The 13311-nt window shown below is 34.1% G+C and carries 11 protein-coding genes; 9 read left to right on the plus strand and 2 right to left on the minus strand.

What is annotated here, in order from left to right:
* The first annotated feature begins 8 nt into the window (after nt 1–8).
* Nucleotides 9–1961, plus strand: coding sequence for a lectin-like domain-containing protein (locus MHI00_RS01840; RefSeq protein ID WP_287429910.1), 1953 nt, complete (start codon nt 9–11; stop codon nt 1959–1961).
* A gap of 68 nt (nt 1962–2029) precedes the next feature.
* On the opposite strand, the gene MHI00_RS01845 is transcribed toward MHI00_RS01840, so the two are convergent.
* Nucleotides 2030–2785 (minus strand): exodeoxyribonuclease III, encoded by a 756-nt coding sequence (locus MHI00_RS01845; RefSeq protein ID WP_057001197.1) that lies wholly within the window; start codon nt 2783–2785, stop codon nt 2030–2032.
* Between the two features lie 207 nt (nt 2786–2992).
* Here MHI00_RS01845 and MHI00_RS01850 point away from each other — a divergent pair, with 207 nt between their 5' ends.
* From MHI00_RS01850 to MHI00_RS01885, 8 genes are all read left to right on the plus strand, one after another.
* Complete coding sequence (locus MHI00_RS01850) at nt 2993–3907, plus strand: Gfo/Idh/MocA family protein (protein ID WP_341110526.1); 915 nt, start codon at nt 2993–2995, stop codon at nt 3905–3907.
* Between the two features lie 200 nt (nt 3908–4107).
* Entirely contained in the window at nt 4108–5598 is a 1491-nt protein-coding gene (locus tag MHI00_RS01855; protein ID WP_341110528.1) for a sensor histidine kinase, read from the plus strand.
* Nucleotides 5599–5604: 6 nt separating this feature from the next.
* Nucleotides 5605–6300 carry a response regulator transcription factor gene (locus MHI00_RS01860; protein WP_010053558.1) on the plus strand — a complete coding sequence of 232 codons (696 nt, stop codon included), beginning with the start codon at nt 5605–5607 and terminating at the stop codon, nt 6298–6300.
* 15 nt (nt 6301–6315) lie between these two features.
* Nucleotides 6316–7347 (plus strand): hypothetical protein, encoded by a 1032-nt coding sequence (locus MHI00_RS01865; protein WP_341110530.1) that lies wholly within the window; start codon nt 6316–6318, stop codon nt 7345–7347.
* Between the two features lie 113 nt (nt 7348–7460).
* Nucleotides 7461–8363: a UDP-N-acetylmuramate dehydrogenase gene (gene murB, locus MHI00_RS01870; protein WP_341110532.1), complete on the plus strand. Its 903-nt coding sequence runs from the start codon at nt 7461–7463 to the stop codon at nt 8361–8363.
* A gap of 263 nt (nt 8364–8626) precedes the next feature.
* Nucleotides 8627–9523 carry a helix-turn-helix domain-containing protein gene (locus MHI00_RS01875; RefSeq protein ID WP_016356654.1) on the plus strand — a complete coding sequence of 299 codons (897 nt, stop codon included), beginning with the start codon at nt 8627–8629 and terminating at the stop codon, nt 9521–9523.
* 284 nt (nt 9524–9807) lie between these two features.
* Nucleotides 9808–10128 (plus strand): PTS sugar transporter subunit IIB, encoded by a 321-nt coding sequence (locus MHI00_RS01880; RefSeq protein WP_010053562.1) that lies wholly within the window; start codon nt 9808–9810, stop codon nt 10126–10128.
* Between the two features lie 157 nt (nt 10129–10285).
* Nucleotides 10286–11659 (plus strand): PTS sugar transporter subunit IIC, encoded by a 1374-nt coding sequence (locus MHI00_RS01885; RefSeq protein WP_015077610.1) that lies wholly within the window; start codon nt 10286–10288, stop codon nt 11657–11659.
* Between the two features lie 391 nt (nt 11660–12050).
* Here the strand turns inward: MHI00_RS01885 and MHI00_RS01890 are convergent, their stop codons facing one another.
* Complete coding sequence (locus tag MHI00_RS01890) at nt 12051–12893, minus strand: DUF72 domain-containing protein (protein WP_057000120.1); 843 nt, start codon at nt 12891–12893, stop codon at nt 12051–12053.
* Between the last annotated feature and the right edge of the window lie 418 nt (nt 12894–13311).

Below are 13311 nucleotides of genomic sequence, written 5' to 3' on the forward strand. Positions count from 1 at the left end.
TGAAAATAATGAAAAAAAATTTAAGTAGTACGTTGAAACTTCTTTTTTTAAGTAGTGTGTTTTTGTTTACTTATATCAATATAGTAGAGGCTGCACCAGCATCTCCAGTTAAAGGTGTACCTGTGTCTGGAGTTTTTTCAGTTCCCGCAGGATCGAATAGTTTTGTGGACCCAGGTGGGAAAATGGTAACTATTACAAAAGCGCAACAGTCACAAGTTGGGTCAATTTTTTCGACTCCCAATAATTTGCTTGACTTAAATTATGATTTTTCTGCAAGTATGTTTATTTATTTGGGGGATACTAGATATTCTGCAGGGGATGGAATGACATTTGTCATGCATAATGATATAGAAAGTACGAAGAAATTTTCTGCAGGTGTTGGAGAGCAGTTAGGGGTATATGCTAAGCGTCGTTCGGGTAGTTATATTATGACGCAGCAAATTAAAAATAGCTTTGCGATAGAATTTGATACGTATTTCAATGCTGGTGGTATGGATACAACCTTATGGCCAAGAAATAATGAGGGACATGTAGCCTATTCTTTTCCAAATAGACAAAATTATTACAGTTTTGGTCCAGAATTAAACTATTTACACCATATTGCAGTATATTATCCTAATGATTACTTGGCTAATGGGAAATGGAAGCCTTTTGAAGTGAAATGGAATGCAACTTCAAAAGTTCTTAGTTACAAATTTGATGTTGCTCCATTGGTAGAGGTACCGATAGACACTAATTTAATATTTTCGAGCGATAAAGTTTATTGGGGATTTACAGGTTCTACAGGTGCTAATGTAGCAGAAACGGCTGTTGTTTTCAATAAAGTACCAGGACTTGTAAACGTGACAGAAAACCTGAATTTAGTAAATCAAAAAGGAGAAACAGTAAAAGATAAACAGGTTGCTGAGAAAGAGAGTATCACAGCAACGTTTGATATTAATTATTTAAATGGAAAGCAAAATTTGTTACTTCCTACTGTAGAGTTAGCATTAGAGGATAAAATCCATTATAAGAAAGGAACTTTAAAATATAATGGAATTCAAATGGATGACTCAAAATGGATTGACAAATCTTTCGTAGTTCCAACGACTAATTTATCATTAACAAATCCTAAGGCGTCAATTTCTTTTGATGTTGAGACAGAGGATGTAGGGCGCCATGATGTAATAAAAACTGGGGCATCAGCAACAATCAAAGCTGATAATTACACTGGAGACACAAATAAATTAGCATTTTCTGTAAAAGGTAAAGGAGATACACTTATATTAACTTCGGACAAGCCAAGCATAAATCTAACCTCTTCAGAGATAGAAGAAGTCAATGTTTTAAAACTAACAAATAGCCAAATTTTACAAAGGTTTATTACAAATTTAAATATAGTTGCGCATGATCCAGAAGGAAATACAGCAGATGGAATTACGATTCAAGCAGTAGATGAAACGGTGTATGATCGAATTAGGAATTTAAAAAGTGGAGTGGTTAATCTAGATTTGATTGCAAAAAAAACAGATAATTCCTCTTCAATTTTGAGTATTCAGGTTATTTTTCAGAACGGTGCTCTTAGTTTTAGCTCTGTTCCAGAAACCATCGATTTTATTGAAGGAGACCCAGCGGTATCATTAGGTTTAGTACAGGCTGTACCAAATAAAAGTCTAAGTATTAATGATACTCGTGTATCTGGTAGTCCTTGGAAGCTGCAAGTGACGGCAACAAGTTTAAAAACAGATAGTGGACAAGCATTAAAAGGAGAACTAAGCTATGCAAATAGTAAGGGTGCCAATTTAGCAATTGGTTCAACTATTCAAACAATTGAAAATGGAACTAAGCCAATTGGGAATTCAGTTGTTGATATTTCAAAAGTCTGGTCTAAAGATAAAGGATTAAGGTTAACAATAGCTAATGATAATTATTTAGGGACATATAAAGGAACACTGAATTGGACATTGACTGACGTACCATAAAAAAATCTTTCTATCATAATTGCATATATGATAGAAAGATTTTTTGTGGAAGACGTAAATATAAGCTATTATAGATTAATCTGTAGCTCAACTGGACAATGATCACTTCCAACAACTTCATTTAGGATAGCAGCAGAGACGAGTTTTTCTTGTAAACGTTCAGAAACAATGAAATAATCAATACGCCATCCAGCATTATTAGCGCGAGCATTGAAACGATAGCTCCACCAAGAATAAGCCCCTTCTAGTTCTGGATAAAAATAACGAAAAGTGTCAATATAACCATTTTCCAAAAAATCAGTGAATTTGCCACGTTCTTCATCTGTAAATCCAGCATTTTTCCGGTTGGTTTTCCAATTTTTGATATCAATATTCTCATGAGCTACATTTAAATCACCACATACAATAACTGGTTTTTCAGCATCTAATTGATTTAAATAAGCCAAGAAATCTTCTTCCCAAGTCATGCGGTAATCTAAGCGTTTTAATTCGTTTTGTGAATTAGGTGTGTAGCAAGTTACAACATAATAGTCAGGATAACTAAGAGTAATGACTCGTCCTTCTTGGTCATGTTCTTCTTTGCCTAATCCATAAAAAACTTCATCAGGTTCATGTTTGGTAAAAATAGCTGTTCCCGAATAGCCTTTTTTTTCAGCATAATTCCAGTATTGATGATAGCCGGGTAGCTCAAGATCAATTTGGCCAGCTTGTAATTTAGTTTCTTGGAGACAGAAAAAATCAGCATCCAATTGGTTGAAAATATCGATAAAGCCTTTTTTCACAACAGCTCGTAAACCATTGACGTTCCATGAGATTAATTTCATACATACAGCTCCTTCATCTAATGTTGCGATTCTTTCAACTTTAATAAAGAAAATAAAGTTTCTTTCCTCTATTGTACTCAAAGGAAGATCAATAGTAAATTGAAGCGCTTATAAATAAGTACTCTTTCTCTATAAAATTTGGTAAACTAGAACTGTAAGTTAAGCATAAAGAATAGGCTCAAAAAATAAATGAAATGAGGCAATTTAATGAAAAAAATTGGTATTATTGGTTTAGGTGGTATTTCTCAAAAAGCTTATTTACCTGTTATGATGGCAATGGGACAAGAAGTAGAATGGCATTTATATACACGAAATCAAGAAAGATTAACTGAAATTAGCCAACAATATCGTGTTGAACATACCTATCCAAGCATTGAAGCCTTAATTGAAAGTGGAATAACAGCAGCTTTTGTGCATACTGCCACTGAAACTCATGGTGCGATTATTCGCCAATTACTAGAGCATAATCTTCATGTTTATGTAGATAAACCAATCAGTGAGAATATAGCTGAAGTAAAAGAATTGATTCAGTTGGGTGAAAGTAAAAATTTACAGCTAGTGACTGGTTTCAACCGTCGTTTTGCACCAATGGTTCAAAAATTAAAAGCTGTACCTAATAAAAATATGGTTTTCGTCCAAAAAAATAAAGAAAATGGTGGCGGTAGTGTCGAACGTGGAATTTATGATATGTTTATTCATGTTTTGGATACAGCTACGTATTTATTAGATGAACCTATTCTAAAAAGCAGCTATCATCTAGTTGAAGAAAAAGGTCAGTTGAAAAATTGTATCATGCAGCTAATTACAGCTAGTACAGTTTGTGTTGCTTCGATGAATTATGTTTCAGGAGCTAATTCTGAAGTAATGGAAGTCATGTCACCAACTGGAACGCATCGCGTATTGAATCTGACGGAGTATTCAAGTAATGAACTAGGAAAAGAGACGATCCAACACTTTGGAGATTGGACTCCAACTCTAGAAAAACGAGGATTTGCTCCTTTAATTCGTGAATTTATTTCTGGATTATCGACAGGTGAACAACCAGTAAGTACTGAATCTGCTTATATTAGCCATCAACTATGCCATCAAATTGTGATGGGTGACATTAAACATACTCTATAGAATAGAAATAGTTATTAGTGAATTTGCTAATAACTATTTTTATTAGACTAGCTTTTTTACATAAAAGTTTATCAAATGTTTATACTTATTTTAGGTGAGATTTATGTCTAATTGGTATGCTAAAGAGGTAGATTAACTAATTAATTTTAAACTTTATGTTAGGATAGATAAAAAGAGGAACTTAAACAAGGAGGTTCGGGATGACGATAAAAATGCGGTTTTTAATTTCTTATTTAGGCGGCATCATTGTGACGCTATTGTCATTATTTTTAATTAGCTCAATCACACTTTTTGTTGTAACAGGGAGCGTTCCATCACCAAATAATTTATATAAAATGATTACCAGAGAACGTTCATTAAGTCTTGAGGAAGAAGGGGCTTTTTTAGAACTACGTTTATTGGCAAAAAATGAACCAGATAGCTTAAAGAATTTAGAGAATCCTGAATTAGTAAAAATTATTCAAGAAATTGAACAGCAGAATTTAGCAGTTGTTATTCGTCAAGGCGAGGATATTTCTTATTATTCTAATGGACTTGTTGAAAAATCGCTTTTGGCTCATTTCCCAATATATGAACCCAATAATTTAAAAGTTAATGGTACGATTGATAATGCTGGTCGCTTATATCGCTACATGAAATTTGATTTTAAAGACAGTAGTCAGATGGCTAACAGTGTGATGGTTTTGAAAAAAGAAAATACCTTTGTGGAGTTCTTACAAAAATGGGGACTGCTGATTAGTGGCATAATTATACTAATTGCTTTAATCTTTGTGCAACTCTTTAATCGGTCGATTACAAAAACTATTATTGAACCGTTAGATCAGCTGAAAAAAAGCACTGAAACGATGAAAACTGGAAATTTGGAAAGTATAGAAGTTCCATTAGATAATGAGTACGCAGCCAATGAAATTAAAGAGTTAGCAGATAGTTTTGAAGAGATGCGTTTGCAAGTTAAGCAATCGGCTATTGAACAAAAAAGGTATGAAGAAAATCGGAAAGAATTAATTGCCAATATTTCTCATGACTTAAAAACACCAATTACCTCCATTATCGGTTATGTCGAAGGTTTGCAGGACGGGGTTGCTACAACAAAAGAAAAAGAAGCTCAATATTTAGCGACAATTCATAAAAAAGCGACAAGTCTAAATCATTTAATTGAAGAGTTGTTTCTTTATTCTAAATTAGACTTACAAAAAATTGGCTTTAATTTTGAGGAAGTCAATATCAGACAATTTCTTGTTCATATTAGTGAAGAATATCAGATGGAGTTGGCTAATCAAGGGACACATTTAAGCACTGAATTTGGTGAGGAGCAAGATGCCTATTGTCTTATTGATCGAGAACAAGTAAACCGGATATTAGGAAATTTAATCCAAAATAGTTTGAATTTTAGAGATATGGGAAAAGAATTCAATCAAGTTATTCTTCGTTTGACTCAAACAGAAAGTAAGGTTTGGATTGAAGTTGAAGATAATGGTATTGGAATTGACGAAGAGCAACAGGCTTTTATCTTTGATCGTTTTTATCGTGGTGAAAGTTCACGTAACATTGCAATGGGTGGATCGGGTTTAGGATTAGCTATTGTCAAACAATTAGTTGAAGCTCATGGCGGAACGTTGCAATTAAATAGTATTAAGGGCCAAGGTGCAAAAATTGCCTTTTGTTTAAATAAACTAGTAGAGAAAGAGTGAGTGGAAATGAAAAAAGTTTTGCTTATTGAAGATGAACGAAGCATCGCTGAATTACAGCAAGATTATTTAGAAATTAACGGCATTTCCTCAGTTATCAGTGTAGATGGTCAAGAAGGGTTAGAGTTAGCTTTGAATGATAATTTTGATTTAATTCTCTTAGATCTGATGTTACCAACATTAAATGGTTTCGAAATTTGTAAAGAAGTGCGTAAAGTCAAAGATATTCCAATTATTATGGTTTCAGCAAAAAAAGAAGAAATAGATAAAATTCGTGGGCTTGGTTTAGGGGCGGATGATTACTTGACGAAACCCTTTAGTCCAGGGGAATTAATCGCTCGTGTGAAATCACACCTTGCTCGTTATGAGCGTTTAACAGCTAGCCATCAACCGACAGAAACAATTGAAATTGATGGAATCAATGTTGATAAGCGAGCCAGAAAAGTCTTTGTACTTGAGGAAGAACAATTTTTTACAACAAAGGAGTTTGATTTACTCGTTTACTTAATGGAGCATCCCAACCAAGTGTTAAGTAAAGAGCAACTGTTCCAACAGGTTTGGGGAATGGAAATTTATGGTGGAGATGTGGCTACTGTAGTTGTGCATATTAAAAAAATTCGAGAGAAAATGAAACAAACAGGTAGTTCACCACTTTATATTGAGACTATTTGGGGAAGTGGCTATCGATTTAATCAGCAAAAATAGGGGAGTGATATGATGATGACTAAAAAATGGCGAATCAGTATGTTCGTAGTGAGTAGCTTTTTTTTACTTGCAGCTTGTGGGAAAAATGAGCAAAAAAATTCAGAAAATCAAACAACTATAGAACCTAAAGAATCACAAGTTGTAAATGATTCTTCTAATATAGAAGAGAATGAAAAAAATCAAGTCAGTTTTGATAACTATGAGTACGATTACGATGTCGTAACTTCTGCGACTAAAACAACCTTCGGGACTACTCCGGCAGCTAAGATGACTTATGAAGAAAAGTTGGATAAGATGTTTTGGTCTACACAACCGCCATTGGGCTTAATTGAAGGAAATTATTATCGAAATGAACGGCGTTTTGACGGGGATTATCGTGGGATTGTTGAAGTTGTAACAGACGATGATAGCAAGATTTTACATGTTGAATTCAATGAATTTGCTTCTGAAAATTATTATGAACCGAAGTATGCAGGGAAATCGAAACGACTTTCAGACTATGCTTTTTTCCAAGCCCAAAATACGCGAACAGATGAAACCTTAGTGACTGTTGTAAACGGAATTACCTTTTTAGAAAAACAAATGCGTGAAGAAAATCGAGTAGATGGCGCATTTGAAACGGTAAAAGGCTCCTCAACAAGTGCTCGAAATGGGTTTATGCCGATCGCAGCTGAAATGGCTGATTGGATTCGAACACCATATAAATCATACTATTATGGTTATGCAGAAGAATTTGGGAATGGGATTGTTGGCCGTTTACAAGTGACAACAGAAGATGGAAAAATAGATACGGTTAGATATGATGAATATTTTGCTGATAAAAAAGAGTCAATTAGTGAAGAAAAACTTCAACCTCTATACCGCCAATCAAAATATTATTCACTAGATTACCAGAAAATTAGTGGGGATAATTTTGTTGCTTTTTCTGATCAGTTAGGAGAGGAAATTATCAAATCTCAAAATTTTGAACAGCTAGATGAAAGTTTAATGCAACATCCTTCTTATGAAAATTATCAAAAAATAGCAAAGAATATTCAACTAAACTAAATTCAATCGCCATTTGTTAAAGATCGTATAAATATCATCCAAATGCTGTTAAAGTAGGACTTCTCATGTTAGAATGGGAAATATGAAAAACAAAAGTTTGTGAGGGAAATAAAATGATCTTAAATGAAATGATAAAAGAATTTCCAACGGTGCTGATAAAAGCAAATGAACCTCTGTCCTTCTATACCTACACTAAAACAGGTGGTCCGGCAGATATACTGGCTTTCCCAAAAACAGAAGATGAGATTGTTAAATTAGTTGCTTGGATAAAAGCACAACAATTACCCTTAACAGTGTTAGGAAATGCAAGCAACTTAATTGTTAAAGACGGCGGAATTCGCGGCGTAGTAATGATTTTAACAGAAATGAACCAAATGCAAGTGAAAAAAGAAAAATTAACCGTCCAAAGTGGCGCTAAATTGATTGATACCTCTTATCGTGCCTGGTCAGAAGGCTTAACAGGTTTAGAATTTGCTTGTGGTATTCCTGGTAGTATTGGCGGAGCGGTCTTTATGAATGCAGGGGCTTACGAGGGTGAAATTAGCGAAGTTTTAGAGAGTGCTCTAGTGATTTCTGAAACAGGTGAAGTTACACGTTTAAGTAATGAAGATTTGGATTTTAGTTATCGTTATAGCTCTATCCAAAAACATCACGGAATTATATTAGAAGCTGTCTTCCAATTAAAAAAAGGCAACAAAGCTACGATTAAAGCACGAATGGATGAGCTAACAGCCTTACGTGAAGCCAAGCAACCTTTAGAATTCCCATCATGTGGCAGTGTTTTTAAACGCCCAACAGGTTATTTTACAGGTAAATTGATTCAAGAAGCTGGACTACAAGGTAAAATTTGGGGTGGGGCTCAAATATCAGAAAAACATGCCGGTTTTATTGTAAATATTAATGAAGCAACAGCAACAGATTACATCGAGTTGATTGCCTATATTCAGGAAGTTATCCTGACAAACACTGGAGTTAAATTAGAGACTGAAGTGCGAATTATTGGAGAAGATAAGTAGTAAACGAATATAAAAAAATAAACCTAGTGCTAATTTAAAGCACTAGGTTTATATAAGCATGGTCAGATTATTTAGCCATGAGGAATATCTCCAAATGGTGTTGTGATAGGGAATCCAGCTGAAATAGCAATAATATCTGCACTGTTCATAATGTGGTACCTCCTTTAGTAATAAAATAAAAACAAAATACTACTCTAATAATACAATGTAAGGTACAATTAATCAATAAATCTGGATTTAATGATAGAAAGGAAGTCATAATAGTGAGCACACTAGGGGAAATAATAAAAGAGAAGCGCTTAGCTAAAGGACTAAAGCAAAGTGAATTGGCAGAGGGAATCTGTACACAAGCGACTGTTAGTAATCTGGAAAATAAATCTAGAATGCCCACGATGTCTATTTTATTAGCAATTGCCAACCGACTAAATATTGAATTTAGTGAGCTTTCTGGTTATGCCTTAACTAGTGTTAATTCTCAGACTTCCCGTATTTTTAATAAAGTCAAACAATTATGTGCGGCTTATCAGCATGAAGAAGCCTATACATTACTAAAAAACGAAATAGATATAAAAAAAGTTGAAACAGCCTATGAAAGAAAAAAATATTATTACTATTTAGGATTAACAACATTAGCAGGTCATCACAATTTTATTGATGCCCATTATTATTTTAACTTAGTATTGTCAGACAAATCAGACAGTAAGTTAGATTTGATTGATGTTTTAGCTACAAACGGTATTGGAATAGCTTATGAATTAGAAGATGAACTTGACAAGGCACTAACTTATTATGAAAAATCTCTGGTACAATTAGATGAACTAATTGAGGATTTAGGAGAGATAAATGATAGTGCCGAGATTACCATTATTTATTTTAACAGTGCGAAATTTTATTCTCACATTGGAAACTACGAAAAAGCTGTCAACCTTTGTACATTAGGCATCACATTGCAGCAAATGAAACATACCAACTATGAATTAGATCGCTTATATTATGAAAAAGCCTTTAATTTAGCTAAGTTAGATCGGATAGAAGAAGCAACTGAATTTTATTTTCATGCAGCTTCATTTGCAAAGTTAACTGAAAATAAAATCATTAGTGAAGCGATTAAAAAAAATATGCGAGAATTTAAATTAGAAGGTTATTGCTATTGGGAATAAAGAAATGCTGAGTTGAAAAAGAAAATTACTTCTAATTAAAATAGATTATAAAAGTCAGATAGTTCATTATCTGGCTTTTTTATGTGCCTTTTAAGGAGTGTGTAGCCATAAAACGATTTGTGTAAGCGGTGTCAATTAAGTGTGTAATAAATAAGTCTAGTAAAACCTAGTCAAATCAAAGATTGTAACATTATAATCTTTGGCACGCTATTTGCTATATAGTATAGTGAGTAAGTCAATTGGCTAATCTATTTTAAGTGAAAGAGAGATGGAGGAGAAGGAAAATGGAAAAAAAGACGATAATGTTAGTTTGTTCAGCAGGTATGAGTACGAGTTTATTGGTAACAAAAATGGAAAAAGCAGCTATTGCTAGAGGAATGGAGGCTGAGATTTTTGCAGTGTCAGCGTCAGAAGCTGATGGAAATCTTGAAACAAAACCAATTGACGTAATGTTATTAGGTCCTCAAGTTCGATTTATGAAAGCACAATTTGAACCGAAAGTTGCTGCTAAGGGAATCCCACTAGATGTCATCAATATGCAAGATTACGGTATGATGAATGGCGAAAAAGTTTTGGATCAAGCCTTAGCTTTAATGAATAAATAAAAAGAAAGGAGTCAGAAAAAGGTAGAGAAAGCGAAACCTACTTAATGAACACGTTTACAATTTTATAGGTAAGAAAGTAGTATCAATCAAGTGAAATATACTAGAAAAGGGTGGCCAAAGCGACATCCTAAAAATACATCTTTGGAGGAGAATATACATGAATGGATTAATGAATTGGTTAGAAAAATATATCATTCCAGTAGCTTCAAAAATTGGTTCTCAAAAACACTTAGTAGCGCTACGGGATGCGTTTATTGCTACGATGCCAGCAACCATGGCAGGTTCAGTAGCTGTTTTACTAAATGCCTTCTTCCGTGATTTCCCAACTGAATGGGGTTGGTTAGGTTTTGTTGAATTTATGAAGCCTGTGGTAGCCGTTAACGGATTTGTTTGGACAGGTACTTTAGCAATTATGGCAGTCGTTTTCTCAATGACTTTGGGTTACAATTTGGCTAAAGCTTATAATGTAGATGCTTTATCTGGCGCTGTAGTATCATTAACAGCATTTTTTATGGGTCTAACTCAAACTGCATCAACAGCTTTAACGCTAGATGGTGAATTACCTAAAAAAGCGATCAGCATGATTACAGCAGCTGGTGGAACTGTTACAGATGGTAATGTTATCAGTGCAGAAGCTTGGGGATTCTTTAACTTCGGCAAACACATGGGTGGTACAGGATTATTTACAGCAATTATTTTCGGTTTTATCGCAACAATTATCTTTTCTAAATTAATGCTAGCAAAAATTACAATTAAAATGCCTGACTCTGTTCCACCGGCAGTTGCTAAAGCTTTTGCTGCTATTATTCCAGCGACAGTGGCATTATATATCTGTGGAATTATTAACTATGGTTTCACAACCTTAACTGGTCAACCAATTATTGACTGGATTACAGAAACAATTCAAACACCATTATTAGCCTTATCGCAAGGTTTTGGTGCCGTAATTTTAATTGTTTTCTTAGTTCATTTATTATGGTTCTTCGGAATCCACGGTACAAACGTAATGGCACCAGTTTTACAAACAATTTATGGAAGTGCAATGACAACAAACATGAATGCTTATCAAAGAAAAGAAATGATTCCTTACAAATGGGTAGCAGGAAGTTTTGAAGCATTTGTTTGGCCAGGTGGAGCAGGAGTAACATTGATGCTCATTGTGGCAATTCTAATTTTCTCTAAACGAGCAGATTCTAGAACAGTTGGTAAATTAGCTTTAGGACCTGGTATTTTCAACATTAATGAACCAGTGATGTTCGGTATGCCAATCGTTTTAAATCCACTTTACATGATTCCATTTATCTTAGCACCTATGGCAACAGCTTCTGTTGCTTATGTTGCAACAATGGCCGGGTTGGTCAATCCGGTTGTGGTTAGTGTAATCTGGGTAATGCCAGCGGGAATCAGTGGTTTCTTAGCCACGGGTGGTGACTGGCGTGCAATTATCTTAACTCTAGTTAACTTAGGAGTAGCATTGGTTATCTGGATGCCATTTGTCTTAGCTGCAAATAAAGTGCCTTTAGAAGACTAAAGGTAGTTATAAAATAAGCGAATAAAAAAAATTCACCCATGCTCAAATAATTGAGTGTGGGTGAATTTTATTGCAACTGAGAATAGAAACTAATTTTATGTTACAAATATAAGTTAGCAGTATTTTCGATACACCAGTATTACTGATTAATTTCAGTTTGCGAGTTATCGCGATCCTAAAATTTAACAAAAAAAAATAACCATCTAAACACTTTGGCAAGTTAGATGGTTTAATAGTGCTATCATAGGAGTCATCGTTTTTTGAACAATTTTACTTTAAAAGAAACTATGTTGATGCATGGTTTCTTTTTCAATTCTTTCTATCACCCCTCCCTCCACCTTTCTATTATATTCATGCAAATATTCAAATCCTTACAGCCAAATCTAAAAAGTTAAAATAAATCTAAGCCTAATTGTTGTGGGGCTAAGTTTTCAAAGCTTAGGTCTAATTCTTTTTGTAAAGCTTTTGCATTTGGAGCCGCGTGCCCTCCAGAATTATTATTGAATATAACGGCAACTTCTTTAGCATCGAGTGCTAAGGTTTCTACATATCCTTTGAGTTCCTTAATTTCTGTTGGAGAATAATTATACAAGGTCCTTTTTTTTCGCCAATCGGGACTACTGGACTCCAACCAACCTGTAAAATTCCGACCATGCAAACGTAAAAGAGTCAGTGATGGATTGGTTACGTTAAGAACCATTGGAATACTATTTGTCTGAGTTTGAGGTTGATCAACTGTTGTTTGGATAAACTGTAATTCAGTTAAAAATTTAAGTGTTGCTCCATAATGATTTTCCGAAAACCAACTATTATTTCGAAATTCAATTGCGACAGGCAATTCACCCATCCAATACCGAATTTTTCGTAAATAATCGACATTTTCTTTGGTACAAGCAAAATAAGGTGGAAATTGAAATAAAAAAGCCTTAATGCGATTGGCCTCGAGCATAGGTGTGAAAGAAGCAATAAAAGCTTGAAACATCGCTTTTTCACTTGGAAAGTAATCTCCCCATTCTCGATGGGTAGTCATAGCTTGAAAAGCTTTTGGAATAAATTGAAAACCATCAGGTGTTTTCCCCATCCAATTAACAATATTCGTTTCGGGCTGAATGGAATAGAAACTAGTATCCATTTCAACAAAAGGAAAATGTGCTGTATAATTTTCTAATTCTTTATTTTTATCTACGAGCAAAGATTCGTGACCTTTCCAATTTGTTAAACCAATTGTAATCATAGCAACCTCCTTATAATAAAATGCTCGTTGAAACTGATAGCTCTGAAAGAAAAATAGGAAATGGAAGGAATGCTTTTTTTGTCATTTTTACCATTCATCTTTTTTCCGAAGAGTTGGTTCAAAAGAGCTAGCCTAATAAAAAGCTCGTTGAGCCGGTTAGCTCCAGCAGAAAAATAGGGAATGGGAGGAATGGCGCTTTTTGTCATTTTTACCATTCATCTTTTTTCCGAGGAGTTGGTTCAAAAGAGCTAGCCATAATAATAGGACTCTTTTTCTTTATTTTAACGCATGAATCAATTTATAGGAACTGAAAGTTAAAAAAAGTATTAGCTAAATATAAAAAAATTAGTAACGAATCACTTTTTTTTGTCAAAATACAACAGTTATCTAGAAAATTAAAGTGAATGACCGTTTTTAA

This window comes from Carnobacterium sp. FSL E2-0243 (genome assembly GCF_038003605.1).
Taxonomy (GTDB): domain Bacteria; phylum Bacillota; class Bacilli; order Lactobacillales; family Carnobacteriaceae; genus Carnobacterium; species Carnobacterium maltaromaticum.